Origin of the sequence: Pseudomonas sp. St29 (genome assembly GCF_001547915.1) — a bacterium.
Lineage (GTDB): Bacteria > Pseudomonadota > Gammaproteobacteria > Pseudomonadales > Pseudomonadaceae > Aquipseudomonas.
On record NZ_AP014628.1, the window covers coordinates 1,365,112 to 1,378,375 of the forward strand.

The 13,264-nt window shown below is 60.0% G+C and carries 12 protein-coding genes; 9 read left to right on the top strand and 3 right to left on the bottom strand.

The features are described 5' to 3' along the window. Positions 1-100 precede the first annotated feature (100 nt). Positions 101-1,000: a LysR substrate-binding domain-containing protein gene (locus PST29_RS06095; RefSeq protein ID WP_060837774.1), complete on the bottom strand. Its 900-nt coding sequence runs from the start codon at positions 998-1,000 to the stop codon at positions 101-103. 104 nt (positions 1,001-1,104) lie between these two features. Here PST29_RS06095 and PST29_RS06100 point away from each other — a divergent pair, with 104 nt between their 5' ends. The 8 genes from PST29_RS06100 to rpoS all read left to right on the top strand — a co-directional run bounded on the left by PST29_RS06100 (position 1,105) and on the right by rpoS (position 8,343). Continuing rightward, on the top strand, positions 1,105-2,217 hold the full coding sequence (locus tag PST29_RS06100; protein ID WP_060837775.1) for an S-(hydroxymethyl)glutathione dehydrogenase/class III alcohol dehydrogenase: 1,113 nt from the start codon (positions 1,105-1,107) through the stop codon (positions 2,215-2,217). 87 nt (positions 2,218-2,304) lie between these two features. Then, positions 2,305-3,150, top strand: a complete 846-nt coding sequence (gene fghA / locus PST29_RS06105; protein ID WP_060842606.1) for an S-formylglutathione hydrolase — start codon at positions 2,305-2,307, stop codon at positions 3,148-3,150. 52 nt (positions 3,151-3,202) lie between these two features. Beyond that, complete coding sequence (gene ispF / locus PST29_RS06110; protein WP_060837777.1) at positions 3,203-3,676, top strand: 2-C-methyl-D-erythritol 2,4-cyclodiphosphate synthase; 474 nt, start codon at positions 3,203-3,205, stop codon at positions 3,674-3,676. After that, positions 3,673-4,731 carry a tRNA pseudouridine(13) synthase TruD gene (truD, locus tag PST29_RS06115; protein WP_060842607.1) on the top strand — a complete coding sequence of 353 codons (1,059 nt, stop codon included), beginning with the start codon at positions 3,673-3,675 and terminating at the stop codon, positions 4,729-4,731. Before ispF ends, truD begins: the two co-directional genes overlap by 4 nt. Beyond that, on the top strand, positions 4,719-5,468 hold the full coding sequence (gene surE / locus PST29_RS06120; RefSeq protein ID WP_047302063.1) for a 5'/3'-nucleotidase SurE: 750 nt from the start codon (positions 4,719-4,721) through the stop codon (positions 5,466-5,468). The genes truD and surE overlap by 13 nt, the downstream gene beginning before the upstream one ends. 41 nt (positions 5,469-5,509) lie before the next feature. Continuing rightward, a complete protein-coding gene (locus tag PST29_RS06125; protein ID WP_173655928.1) occupies positions 5,510-6,145 on the top strand; it encodes a protein-L-isoaspartate(D-aspartate) O-methyltransferase in 636 nt (211 codons plus the stop codon). Positions 6,146-6,356: 211 nt separating this feature from the next. Then, positions 6,357-7,229 carry a peptidoglycan DD-metalloendopeptidase family protein gene (locus PST29_RS30730; protein ID WP_082729181.1) on the top strand — a complete coding sequence of 291 codons (873 nt, stop codon included), beginning with the start codon at positions 6,357-6,359 and terminating at the stop codon, positions 7,227-7,229. Between the two features lie 106 nt (positions 7,230-7,335). Beyond that, positions 7,336-8,343, top strand: coding sequence for an RNA polymerase sigma factor RpoS (gene rpoS / locus PST29_RS06130; protein WP_016964675.1), 1,008 nt, complete (start codon positions 7,336-7,338; stop codon positions 8,341-8,343). Between the two features lie 517 nt (positions 8,344-8,860). Here rpoS and fdxA read toward each other — a convergent pair. Then, positions 8,861-9,184: a ferredoxin FdxA gene (gene fdxA / locus PST29_RS06135; RefSeq protein ID WP_016964674.1), complete on the bottom strand. Its 324-nt coding sequence runs from the start codon at positions 9,182-9,184 to the stop codon at positions 8,861-8,863. A gap of 142 nt (positions 9,185-9,326) precedes the next feature. Then, entirely contained in the window at positions 9,327-11,906 is a 2,580-nt protein-coding gene (gene mutS, locus PST29_RS06140) for a DNA mismatch repair protein MutS (RefSeq protein ID WP_060842608.1), read from the bottom strand. 186 nt (positions 11,907-12,092) lie between these two features. On the opposite strand from mutS, the gene PST29_RS06145 reads away from it, so the two are divergent. After that, positions 12,093-12,839: a LexA family transcriptional regulator gene (locus tag PST29_RS06145; protein WP_060837780.1), complete on the top strand. Its 747-nt coding sequence runs from the start codon at positions 12,093-12,095 to the stop codon at positions 12,837-12,839. The last annotated feature ends 425 nt before the right edge of the window (positions 12,840-13,264 follow it).

Sequence of the window (13,264 nt, forward strand, 5' to 3'; positions counted from 1 at the left end):
AACCTCGTAGCCGCTGCCGCAAGCTGCGAACGACTCCGAAGGAGGCGCCGCTCTTGAAACCTGAAGGCCCTGCGGGCCTTGTCGCAGCCTGCGGCAGCGGCTACACATCGCGGTATTCCGGGCGTTCGGCCAAGCCGTGCTTGAGATAGTCCACCAGCTTGCGCACTTTCGGCGACAGATGCCGTTGCTGCGGGTACAGCGCCCAGACCGCGGTATTGGGCGGCTGGTGAGCGTCCAGCAAGGAAACCAGCGTACCGTCCTGCAGGTGCTCCAGCACGTAGTAGTCCGGCAGTTGGCAGAGCCCGACGCCTTGTAACGCCGCATCCAGCACTGCCTGTCCGCTGTTGCAGCGCCAGTTGCCTTGCACCCGTTGCGAAAATTCGCGCCCATCGACCTCCAACTGCCAGATATCCGAGCTGCCAATCAGGCAGTTGTGGCGGCTCAATTCCGAAAGGCTGTGGGGGCGGCCATAGCGCTCCAGATAGGAGGGCGATGCACATAGGTACATGCGGCGTGGTGCCAGGCGAGTGGCGACCAGGCGTGAGTCCTGCAGGCGTCCCAGGCGAATGGCCAGGTCGAGCCCCTCGTGCACCAGGTCCAGAGGCCGGTTGCTCAATTCGATGTCCACCCGCAACTGTGGATAAAGGCTCATGAAGCGCGTGACCAGTGGCACGATGAACCGCTCGCCATAGGCCACTGCGCAAGTCATGCGCAGCATGCCCTTGGGCTCGCTGGTCAGGTCCCCTACGGCGCGCAACGCTTCCTCGCGACCATCCTGCAAGCGTTGGCAATGCTGGAGAAAGGTCTGCCCGGCCTCGGTCAGGGTGACGCGGCGGGTACTGCGATACAGCAGGCGGGTCTGCAAGCGCTCTTCGAGGCGCGCCACCTGGCGGCTGATGTGAGATGAGGAAACCCCCAGGCGCTCGGCAGCGGCAGTGAACTGGCTGCATTCGGCAACCGCGACAAATTCGTCGATGCCTTCCCAACGGTTTTCGCTCATTGATTATCCCTGCATGGCAATAATGTTTTGCTTTTGCCTGGATTATTCATCGCATTGCGCTGTTTTACACTCACTGCCTCGTTTTTATTCGCTGGAGAGTCAGGATGATCAAGTCACGTGCTGCCGTAGCCTTCGAGGCCAAGAAGCCCCTGGAAATCGTCGAAGTGGATGTCGCCATGCCCAAGGCCGGCGAAGTGCTGTTGCGGGTCGTCGCTTCCGGCGTCTGCCACACCGACGCCTACACCCTGTCCGGCGCCGATCCGGAAGGCATCTTTCCGGCGATCCTCGGCCATGAGGGTGGTGCAGTCGTAGAAGCGGTGGGTGAGGGCGTGACCTCGGTGGCCGTGGGTGATCATGTGATTCCGCTGTACACCCCGGAATGCGGCCAGTGCAAATTCTGCCTGTCGGGCAAGACCAACCTCTGTCAGGCCATTCGTGCAACCCAGGGCAAAGGCTTGATGCCTGACGGCACCACGCGCTTTTCCTACAAAGGCCAGCCCATTTTCCACTACATGGGCACCTCGACATTCTCCGAGTACACCGTGCTGCCGGAAATTTCCGTGGCCAAGATCCCCAAGGAAGCGCCGCTGGAAAAGGTCTGCCTGCTGGGTTGCGGCGTGACCACTGGTATTGGTGCGGTGATCAACACCGCCAAGGTCAAGGCCGGTGACACCGTGGCCATCTTCGGCCTGGGCGGCATTGGCCTGTCGGCGGTAATCGGCGCGGTCAAGGCCAAGGCCGGGCGCATTATTGCCATCGATATCAACCCGGCCAAGTTCGAGATCGCCAAGCAACTGGGCGCTACCGACTGCGTCAATCCCAAGGACTTCGATCGTCCGATCCAGGAGGTCATTGTCGACATGACCGACGGCGGCGTGGATTTCTCCTTCGAATGCATCGGCAATGTCCAGCTGATGCGCGCCGCGCTGGAATGCTGCCACAAGGGCTGGGGCGAGTCGGTGATCATTGGGGTGGCCGGTGCCGGCCAGGAAATTTCGACCCGTCCCTTCCAGTTGGTGACCGGTCGCGTATGGCGTGGTTCGGCTTTTGGCGGCGTGCGTGGTCGCAGCGAACTGCCAAGCTACGTGGAAATGTCCCAGACCGGCGAAATCCCGCTGGATACCTTCATTACTCACACCATGGGCCTGGAAGACATCAACAAGGCCTTCGACCTGATGCACGAAGGCAAGAGCATTCGTTCGGTCATTCACTTCTAAGAGCAGCGGCAAGCGGCAAGCCACAAGCACCAAGAAGGGATTCCCACTTGCGGCTTGTAGCTTGCGGCTTGTGGCTGGAGGTCTGCCATGAGTCTGGAAAACCTTTCCTGCCAGAAGAGCTTCGGCGGCTGGCACAAACGCTACAAGCATCATTCCCAGTTGTTGGGCTGCGACATGGTGTTCGCGGTGTATTTGCCGCCCCAGGCGGAACAGGGCGGCAAGCTACCGGTGCTTTACTGGTTGTCCGGCCTGACCTGCACCGACGAGAACTTCATGCAAAAGGCCGGGGCCCAACGGCTGGCGGCGGAGCTTGGTCTGATCATCGTCGCTCCGGATACCAGCCCTCGCGGCGCCGGCGTGCCCGGTGACTCTGAGGGCGCCTGGGACTTTGGCCTGGGAGCCGGGTTCTATCTGAACGCGACCCAGGAGCCCTGGGCCCAGCATTATCGGATGCATGACTATGTGGTGAACGAACTGCCGGAATTGGTAGAGGCGCATTTTCCCGCGTCGCAGAAACGTGGGATCAGCGGGCACTCCATGGGCGGTCATGGGGCATTGGTCTGTGCCTTGCGTAATCCCGGTCGCTATCAGTCGGTTTCGGCGTTCGCTCCTATCAGTAATCCCATGGATTGTCCTTGGGGGCAGAAGGCGTTTTCCCGTTACCTGGGTGAGGAACGTTCACGCTGGCGTGAATGGGATGCCAGCGTACTGCTTGCCGAAGCCAGGGAAAAACTGACGTTGCTGGTGGATCAAGGGGATCGAGATGACTTTCTCGCCACCCAGCTCAAGCCAGAAGTGCTGCAGCAGGCGGCCAGGAGCGCCGGCCATCAGCTGACGCTGCGGATGCAGCCGGGCTACGACCACAGCTACTTCTTCATCGCCAGCTTTATCGACGATCACTTGCAGCACCATGCACGTGCTCTTAACGCCTAATGCCTGCCAAAGCAGGTAGAATCACGCCCTGACTTTTTCGGGGCGTTTTTTTATGCGTATTGGCCACGGCTACGATGTGCACCGTTTCGCTGAGGGCGACTTCATTACTTTGGGTGGTGTGCGCATCGCCCATCATTGCGGCTTGCTCGCCCACTCCGACGGTGACGTGTTGTTGCACGCGCTCAGTGATGCCCTGCTGGGCGCTGCGGCGCTGGGGGACATCGGCAAGCATTTTCCGGACACCGATCCGCAGTTCAAAGGTGCCGACAGCCGCGTCCTGCTGCGTCATGTTGTCGCGCTGATCCACGCCAAAGGCTGGAAGGTCGGCAACGTCGACAACACCATCGTCGCCCAGGCCCCGAAAATGGCGCCTCATATTGAAACCATGCGGGCCTTGATTGCCGAGGACCTGCAAGTCGAACTGGACCAAGTGAACGTGAAGGCCACCACCACTGAAAAACTCGGTTTCGTCGGCCGCGAGGAAGGTATCGCGGTGCACTCCGTGGCCTTGTTGCTGCGCCCATGAATGAATCGCAACTGTTGGGCCCGCGGGCCTATGGTGACGCCCTGGGCAGCGCGGTGCTCAAGGCCACTGCCGAAGATTTCCAAGTCGATGAAGTGCTCGATATCCCGCTGAGCGGTGAAGGCGAGCACCTGTGGCTGTGGGTGGAAAAGCGTGGCCTGAATACCGAAGAGGCCGCGCGGCGGATTGCCAAGGCCGCCGGAGTATCGTTGCGCACCGTCAGCTACGCCGGGCTCAAGGATCGCCAGGCGCTGACTCGCCAATGGTTCAGCGTGCAACTGCCGGGCAAGGCTGACCCGGATCTTGGCTCTGCGGAAAACCACACCCTGAAAATCCTCAAGGCTACCCGCCACAAGCGCAAGCTGCAGCGCGGTGCCCATGCGGCCAACGGTTTTACCCTGCGCCTGACAGAGCTCACGGCGGATCATGCGGCCATCGATGAGCGTTTGCGCCAGATCGCCCAGCACGGGATTCCCAACTATTTTGGCGCCCAGCGGTTTGGCCACGACGGCGGCAACCTGGTGGATGCCCGTGGCTGGGCCGCGCGCCAGGCCTTGCCAGAGCAGCGCAATGTGCGTTCGCGCCTGCTTTCCACGGCCCGCAGCTATCTGTTCAATCAGGTGCTGGCGGCACGGGTGGCAGACGGCAGCTGGGAGCAGGCGCAAGTCGGTGACCTGCTGGCGTTTACCGACAGTCGCAGTTTTTTCATGGCCGGTCCTGAGGAATGCTCGGACCCGCGCCTGGCGATTCTCGACCTGCACCCCACCGGTCCGTTGTGGGGCGAGGGCGCCTCTCCGGCGAGCGGTGTGTCCCACGAGCTTGAGCAACAGATTGCCGGCCGCGAGGCAGCACTGTGTGATTGGCTGATCAGAGCCGGCATGAGCCACGAACGACGCATCCTGCGGCTGCCCATTGGCGGTTTGACGTGGCATTATCCCGAGCCTGACATTCTGCAACTGGAATTCGTCCTGCCGGCCGGGTGTTTCGCCACCGCATTGGTGCGTGAACTCGTCGATCTGGTGCCGGTGGGGCAGACGGACAGCTCATGCGTATTCTGATTTCTAACGATGATGGGGTAACCGCACCCGGTATCGCCGCGCTGCATGCTGCGCTGGCGGATTACGCCGACTGTGTGGTGATCGCACCGGACCAGGACAAAAGCGGCGCCAGCAGCTCGCTGACGCTTGACCGTCCGTTGCATCCGCATACCCTCGGCAATGGCTTCATCAGCATCAACGGCACGCCGACCGACTGTGTGCACCTGGGGCTCAACGGCCTGCTGGAGCATGAGCCGGACATGGTGGTGTCGGGGATCAACCTGGGGGCCAACCTCGGGGATGACGTGCTGTACTCCGGAACGGTCGCCGCAGCCCTGGAAGGGCGCTTTCTGCAGCGTCCGGCGATTGCCTTTTCGCTGGTGTCGCGGCAGGTGGAAAACCTTGCCACGGCGGCCCATTTCGCGCGCAAGCTGGTGCAGGCTCAGGGCTTGCTGGATTTACCACCACGGACGGTGTTGAACGTGAATATTCCCAACCTGCCACTGGATCATATTCGTGGCATACAGCTGACCCGCCTGGGCCATCGCGCGCGCGCGGCGGCACCGATGAAGGTCGTCGATCCCCGCGGCAAGTCGGGTTACTGGATTGCCGCCGCCGGGGATGCCGAAGATGGCGGCCCGGGCACCGATTTTCATGCGGTGATGCAAGGTTATGTCTCCATCACTCCGTTGCAGCTGGATCGCACGTTCAATGACGCGTTCCGGAGCCTGGACGGCTGGTTGGAGGGGCTGCGCTGATGGCTCGTGAGCAAGACGATTTGCTGCGACGGGGAATCGGCATGACTTCCCAGCGTACCCGCGAACGCCTGATTCAACGGCTCTACGATGAAGGGCTGTCTAATCCACAGGTATTGGAAGTCATTCGTCGTACGCCGCGGCACCTGTTCGTTGATGAAGCCCTGGCCCATCGGGCCTATGAAGACACGGCCCTGCCGATCGGCCACAACCAGACCATCTCCCAGCCTTACATGGTGGCGCGCATGAGCGAGCTGCTGCTGGAGGCCGGTCCTCTGGACAAGGTCCTGGAGATAGGCACCGGGTCCGGCTACCAGACGGCGGTGCTGTCGCAGTTGGTGGAGCGGGTGTTTTCGGTGGAGCGGATCAAGGTCCTGCAGGACCGTGCCAAGGAACGGCTGCAGGAGTTGAACCTGCGCAATGTGGTGTTTCGCTGGGGTGACGGTTGGGAGGGCTGGCCAGCCTTGGCGCCTTACAACGGCATCATCGTGACCGCTGTGGCTACTGATGTTCCCCAGGCGCTGCTCGACCAGCTGGCTCCGGGCGGACGCCTGGTGATTCCGGTGGGGGCAGGAGAAGTGCAGCAGTTGATGCTGATCATTCGAGAAGAACACGGCTTTGCCCGGCATGTCCTGGGGGCGGTGCGTTTTGTGCCTCTGCTCAATGGGCCGCTGGCCTGAGTATTTGTCGGCGCTGGGTGAATTCTGTTTGAAGCGCTGTGTCTTAGTGCCGTATTGATCGTCAATGAGTCTGGTGGCCCTCAATGGTCATTTCTTGCCACTGTGTGGTGCGCTTTGCCAGCGGTAAAGCGCGGTCGTCCAGTTATACTTGCGTCATTTCACGCCTGAGCAAGGCAATCTATATCGTCAACCACCATAAAGGGAGCGGCGGGTGAGTCTCACAGTCATTGCGCAGCGAATAGGTATATCAAGCTTTCAGCGACTGATGATTGGCCTTGTCTTGAGTTCCTTGTTGGTCGGTTGTTCCAGTACCAAGTCCAGCAGCGTAGGTGTGGTTGAGCGCAGTAATACCGCCGCGCCTCAGCGCCCGACAGTCACGACTGGGCAATATGTTGTGCGTCGTGGCGACACCTTGTTCTCGATTGCCTTCCGCTATGGCTGGGACTACAAGGCATTGGCCGCTCGCAACAATATTGCCGAGCCCTATACCATCCATCCCGGGCAAACCATTCGCTTTGATGGCCGCACTGGCGCAGCGCCGGCCACGGTGGTTACCAGTACCCAGTCCGGTGCCTCGTCGTCGAGCAAGACCACGGTTATTCGTCGTCCCGTTGGTGCTGCTACGGCACCCGCAACGGCTCCAGCATCGGGCACCGCAGCCCCCGCGGCCAGCAAGCCGGCGCCTGCCCCGGTTACGCCTGCGGGCCCCGCACCGACAGGTTGGGGCTGGCCTTCAAACGGCGTTCTGATTGGAAAATTCTCTTCAAACGGTAGTTTGAATAAAGGCATTGATATCGCCGGGGATTTGGGACAGCCTGTTTTAGCTGCGTCTGATGGGACGGTGGTTTACGCCGGGAGTGGCTTAAGGGGCTACGGCGAATTAGTCATCATCAAACACAACGAAACCTACGTCAGTGCTTACGGCCACAACCGCAAGCTATTGGTTCGGGAGGGACAGCAGGTCAAAGTCGGACAGACAATTGCCGAGATGGGATCAACTGGTACAGACCGGGTGAAACTGCACTTTGAGATTCGCCGACAAGGTAAACCTGTAGATCCGCTGCAATTCCTGCCACGACGTTGATCCGTCACCAGCCTGTTCCACTCACGTAGAGGGAACAGGCTCCAGCGTTGCCAAGGATTAAGGCGCCGCTTGAGCCTGAGGTCGAACTCACCAAAGGACTATAACAATGGCTCTCAGTAAAGAAGTGCCGGAGTTTGACATCGACGATGAAGTTCTCCTTATGGAGAGCAGTATCGATATGGATTCGATGTCGAATAATGAGGGGGCAACTCCACCTTCCGTTCGCGCCAAATCCAAAAGCTCCGCATCACTTAAGCAACACAAGTACATTGATTACACGCGCGCCCTCGATGCGACGCAGTTGTATCTCAATGAAATCGGTTTTTCTCCATTGCTCTCTCCTGAAGAGGAAGTGCACTTTGCGCGTTTGTCGCAGAGTGGCGACCCTGCCGGGCGCAAACGCATGATTGAAAGCAACTTGCGCCTGGTGGTGAAAATCGCCCGGCGCTATGTCAATCGCGGCTTGTCGCTGCTGGACCTGATCGAAGAGGGCAACCTCGGCCTGATCCGGGCAGTGGAGAAGTTCGACCCGGAACGCGGTTTCCGCTTTTCGACCTACGCCACCTGGTGGATTCGTCAGACCATCGAACGGGCGATCATGAATCAGACCCGCACCATTCGGCTGCCGATTCATGTGGTCAAAGAGCTCAACGTCTACCTGCGCGCCGCCCGTGAGTTGACGCAAAAACTCGATCATGAACCCTCTCCCGAAGAAATCGCCAACCTGCTGGAGAAGCCGGTGGCCGAAGTCAAACGCATGCTCGGTCTGAATGAGCGGGTTTCTTCGGTTGATGTCTCGCTGGGACCGGATTCGGACAAAACTCTGCTGGACACCCTGACGGATGACCGTCCGACGGATCCTTGTGAGCTTTTGCAGGACGACGATCTGTCACAAAGCATCGATCAATGGCTTTCCGAACTGACTGAAAAGCAGCGTGAAGTTGTGGTTCGCCGCTTTGGGCTGCGGGGGCACGAGAGCAGCACGCTCGAAGACGTCGGCCTGGAGATCGGCCTGACCCGCGAGCGGGTTCGGCAGATTCAGGTTGAAGGGCTCAAGCGCCTGCGGGAGATCCTTGAGAAGAATGGCCTGTCCAGTGAGTCGCTGTTCCAGTAGCTTCTGGAGCTGATCCGCAAGAGCCCCGATTCGTTCGGGGCTTTTTATTGGCTAAGTGTTTTGGCCCTGAGTGCTCGGATTCTGATCAAGGATGGGATTACTCTTAACTTGCGTGTAAGCAATAGATTACTTTTTCGTAGGTGTTCGGTTCGCTAGTGCTTCAGGCTTGCCTAAAACACCTTAGGCTATTTTTTATCTATTTGATTTATAAGGGTATTTTTTTATTTTTCTGTTGGCCTTCGACAGTATTTCCCGGGATAGGTGCGATTGCTCTTATCAGGGAACTCTCTAATATCAGCCCTGTGTCGACGGATAGACACAGCCATCAAGGACGATGGTCAGGACATCGCAGGAAGCGATTCATCAGGACGATGAAAAGGAACACAGGGACTAGGGAAAAAGTGGGCGGGTCATACCGCCCCTTTTTTTTGCCTGGCGAAAAGTCCCCAATCGCAAGAACCCCGTTCCCAGAAACGCAAAAAGGCCCGCAAGGGGCCTTTTCAGGAACGCGGGGCAATCAGCGTTCGAGGTCTTTGATCTTGCCTTTGACGCCATCCCACTCTTCGGCATCCGGCAACGGTTCTTTCTTTTCAGTGATGTTCGGCCAGATCTCTGCCAGCTCGACGTTCAACTGAATGAATTCCTGCATTTCTTCCGGGACTTCATCCTCGGAGAAAATAGCTACAGCGGGGCACTCAGGCTCGCACAGCGCGCAGTCAATGCACTCATCCGGGTGAATCACCAGGAAGTTCGGGCCTTCGTAAAAGCAGTCCACCGGACAGACTTCTACGCAGTCGGTGTACTTGCACTTGATGCAGTTGTCGGTGACGACGAAGGTCATTTCTAATTCTCTCCTCAGGCGGCGGCAGCGGAGCCCCAACATGACGGGGTCGCCAGGTTTGGGAGCGATAGTCTGCGAACTAGGCTAATAGTCCGCAGCATCCCAAACCGCGCGAGATTCTAACAGCTTGAAGGCGTTCGCGTTAGATGCGCGTCTTCAATGTATAGAGCATTTCCAGCGCTCGGCGCGGGGTCATGTCATCCAGATCCAGCTTGGCCAGTTCGTCCAGTACCGGATGCGGCAGGCTGGCGAACATGTCGCTTTGCTGCGGAACCGAGGTTTTACCCGGTGCTGGAGGCGCCACCTCATGGGGCAAACTGGTGGTTTCAAGACGGCTCAAGTGCTCCCTGGCGCGGCTGATGACAGCGCTGGGAACCCCGGCCAGCTGGGCTACCGCCAGGCCGTAGCTCTGGCTGGCAGGTCCTGGCAGGACGTGGTGCAGGAACACAATGCGTTCATTGTGCTCGGTGGCATTGAGGTGCACGTTGGCCACCAGCGGTTCGCTTTCCGGCAGTACGGTCAGCTCGAAGTAGTGGGTGGCGAACAGGGTGTAGGCCCGTAGCTGGGCGAGACGTTCTGCCGCAGCCCAGGCCAGGGATAGTCCGTCGAAAGTGCTGGTACCGCGGCCCACTTCGTCCATCAACACCAGGCTGCGCTCCGTGGCATTGTGCAGGATGTTCGCGGTTTCGCTCATTTCCACCATGAAGGTCGAACGGCCGCCGGCCAGGTCGTCGCTGGAGCCGATCCGGGTGAAGATCCGGTCCACCAGAGACAGCTCGCAGCTGGCCGCCGGGACGAAGCTGCCGATATGGGCCAGCAGCACGATCAGCGCGGTCTGGCGCATATAGGTGGATTTACCGCCCATGTTCGGACCGGTGATCACCAGCATCCGCGTGTTGTCGTCCAGGCTCAGGTCGTTGGCCACAAAAGGCGTGGTCAAGACTTGCTCCACCACCGGGTGACGACCCTGGGTGATGCGCATGCACGGCTCGCTGACAAAACGCGGGCAATTGAGGTCCAGGTTCAAGGCGCGCTCGGCCAGGTTGCTCAGCACATCCAGCTCCGCCAGGGCGCCGGCGGTGTCCTGCAGGGGGGGCAGATGGCTGATCAGGGTTTCCAGCAGCGCATCGTAGAGCATCTTCTCCCGGGCCAGGGCCCGGCTCTTGGCCGACAGCGCCTTGTCTTCGAACGCTTTGAGTTCCGGCGTGATGAAGCGCTCGGCGCCTTTCAGGGTCTGCCGGCGAATGTAGTCCGCCGGTGCCTGCTCGGCCTGCTTGCTGGGCAGCTCGATGAAATAGCCGTGAATGCGGTTGTAGCCGACCTTGAGGTTGGCCAGGCCGGTACGGGCTTTCTCGCGGGCTTCCAGGTCGATCAGGAACTGCCCGGCGTTCTCGCTCAAGGATTGCAGCTCGTCCAGCTCGGCGTCGTAGCCGGTCTTGAGCACGCCGCCGTCACGGATCACCGCCGGCGGGTTGTCGATGATGGCCTTGGCCAGCAGCGCTGCCAGCTCCGGGTAGGTGCTGGTGGTGAGCGCCAACTGCTTGAGGTGATCCGCCTCCAGCTCAGTCATCGCCTCTTGCAGTTCCGGCAGCGCGGCCAGGGCGTCGCGCAGGCGGGCCAGGTCGCGCGGACGGGCGTTGCGCAAGCCGATTCGCGCGAGAATCCGCTCGATATCGCCGATTTCCTTCAACTGCGGTTGCAGCCGTTCGAAGCGGTAACCGTCCAGCAAACAGGTAATGGACGACTGACGCGCCTGCAGGACCTTGAGGTCGCGCAGCGGGCGGTTCAGCCAGCGAGTCAGCAGGCGGCTGCCCATAGCGGTCTGGCAGCGATCGACCACCGATTGCAGGGTGTTGTCGCGGCCACCGGCCAGATTGGTGTCCAGCTCCAGGTTGCGGCGGCTGGCGCCGTCCAGCACCACGGTGTCGTCCAGGCGTTCGTGACGCAGGCTGCGCAGGTGGGGCAGGGCAGTACGCTGGGTTTCCTTGGCGTAGCTGAGCAGGCAACCGGCGGCGCCGATGGCCAGGGTCAGGGTTTCGCAACCAAAGCCCTTGAGGTCCTGGGTGGAGAACTGCTGGCAGAGGCTCTTGTGAGCCGAATCGCGCTCGAAATCCCAGGGCGCGCGGCGCCTTGTACCGCGGCGTTTTTCCGCCGGCAGGCCCTGTGGCCAGTCATCGGGGATCAGCAGTTCGACCGGATTGATCCGCTCCAACTCGGCCAGCAGGTTTTCCCAGCCCTTGATTTCCAGGACGCTGAAGTTGCCGCTGGTGATATCCAGTACCGCCAGGCCGAACAGGCGCTCATCGCCCAGCACGGCCGCAATCAGGTTGTCGCGGCGCTCGTCCAGCAGGGCTTCGTCGCTGACAGTACCCGGGGTGATGATGCGCACCACCTGGCGCTCCACCGGGCCTTTGCTGGTCGCTGGGTCACCAACCTGCTCGCAGATCACCACCGACTCGCCGAGTTTCACCAGTTTGGCCAGGTAGCCCTCGGCGGCGTGGTAGGGAATGCCGCACATGGGAATCGCCTGGCCCGCCGACTGTCCGCGTGCCGTCAGGGTGATGTCCAGCAGCTTGGCGGCCTTCTTCGCGTCTTCATAGAAGATCTCGTAGAAGTCGCCCATGCGGTAGAACATCAACTGATCAGGGTGCTGGTTCTTGAGGCGCCAGTACTGCTGCATCATCGGCGTGTGGGAGGACAGATCGGAGGTAGTTTTACTCATTGGTATTTAGGCGGATTCGTTGAATGGGTGAAGCAAAGGAGCGCTGGGCCCGGCTTTTTGCAGATGGCGGCAAGGTTACCATGGGTGCCCCGGGCTCGCAGGCACCAAGGCGCGAGCAGGTTTGTCCGGCAAATGCATTGCAAATATGCAAAACAGCATTTGTCATTGCCTAAAAGATCGAGCAATATGCGTTCTATGCAAATACGCAATGTTTCTACCGTCTTAAGAGAGCTGCTGGATCGCGATGGAATCTCCCCCACGGAGCTTCACCGCCGTACCGGTGTGCCTCAATCCACCCTCTCGCGGATTCTCAGCGGGAAGATCGTCGATCCCTCGGATAAGCACATCTCGCGGATCGCCGAATACTTCCAGGTGAGCACCGATCAACTGCGCGGGCGCGTGGACATCGCGCCTGCCCGCGCGGCGGCCCCCCGTGACGAGATTCATTCGGAACTCAAGGACATAAGCCTGTGGGACGACGATACCCCTGTCGATGACGACGAGGTGTCGGTTCCCTTTCTGCGTGAGGTTGAATTGGCTGCTGGATCAGGAAGATTCGTCATCGAGGAAAGCGAGCGCGCCAGCCTGCGCTTCGGCAAGCGCAGCCTGCGGCACAACGGCGTGCAGTTCGATCAGGCCAAGTGCGTCACGGTGCGGGGCAATAGCATGTTGCCGGTGCTGCGCGATGGCGCCACGGTCGGGGTCAATGCCGGCAAATGCGCCATTGGCGACATCATCGATGGCGACCTCTACGCGATCAACCACAATGGCCAGCTGCGGGTGAAGCAGCTGTATCGCCTGCCCACCGGGATCCGCCTGCGCAGTTTCAACCGCGATGAACATCCGGACGAGGACTACAGCTTCCAGGAGATCCAGGAGGAGCAGATCAGCATCCTCGGTCACGTTTTCTGGTGGGGCATGTACGCCCGCTAAGCCATCACGGTCAGACACAGCCCGCCACTGAGCGGGCTTTTTTTCGCCCTCGAAAAATCCTCCCCCCCTGCATTTATGCGGGCTTCATGCGCGCGTGCAAATTTTGCGCACAAATAAATGCATTTACGCATTGACTGCATATGCATGAGTGCATATTATCCATCTCAAGCCGTTCAACAACGGCTGCAACGACGCTCTTTAGTGGCAAAGCAAAGGCAGCGATGAACCGGCCTCGACGGTTCAGAGGGTTGGCAACTGACCCGGGTGTGCAGCGTAAAGCACCAGAAGCAGTTATCCGGCGGACAGGGTCGCGGTCGGAGGAACAATTTGAATGGGTCCGTACCGCGCCAGTAGTGCCGAAAGACCAAGGTTTGCATTACTGAAAAGCCCGGGCGACCGGGCTTTTTGGAATGCCTGCCTAACGT

Bases quoted from the DNA above. Each gene is read 5' to 3' on its own strand.
- fdxA (WP_016964674.1), bottom strand. From the start codon at position 9,184: ATGACCTTCGTCGTCACCGACAACTGCATCAAGTGCAAGTACACCGAC.
- PST29_RS06145 (WP_060837780.1), top strand. From the start codon at position 12,093: ATGCGTTCTATGCAAATACGCAATGTTTCTACCGTCTTAAGAGAGCTG.
- PST29_RS06100 (WP_060837775.1), top strand. From the start codon at position 1,105: ATGATCAAGTCACGTGCTGCCGTAGCCTTCGAGGCCAAGAAGCCCCTG.
- mutS (WP_060842608.1), bottom strand. From the start codon at position 11,906: ATGAGTAAAACTACCTCCGATCTGTCCTCCCACACGCCGATGATGCAG.
- fghA (WP_060842606.1), top strand. From the start codon at position 2,305: ATGAGTCTGGAAAACCTTTCCTGCCAGAAGAGCTTCGGCGGCTGGCAC.
- surE (WP_047302063.1), top strand. From the start codon at position 4,719: ATGCGTATTCTGATTTCTAACGATGATGGGGTAACCGCACCCGGTATC.
- truD (WP_060842607.1), top strand. From the start codon at position 3,673: ATGAATGAATCGCAACTGTTGGGCCCGCGGGCCTATGGTGACGCCCTG.
- ispF (WP_060837777.1), top strand. From the start codon at position 3,203: ATGCGTATTGGCCACGGCTACGATGTGCACCGTTTCGCTGAGGGCGAC.
- rpoS (WP_016964675.1), top strand. From the start codon at position 7,336: ATGGCTCTCAGTAAAGAAGTGCCGGAGTTTGACATCGACGATGAAGTT.
- PST29_RS06125 (WP_173655928.1), top strand. From the start codon at position 5,510: ATGACTTCCCAGCGTACCCGCGAACGCCTGATTCAACGGCTCTACGAT.
- PST29_RS06095 (WP_060837774.1), bottom strand. From the start codon at position 1,000: ATGAGCGAAAACCGTTGGGAAGGCATCGACGAATTTGTCGCGGTTGCC.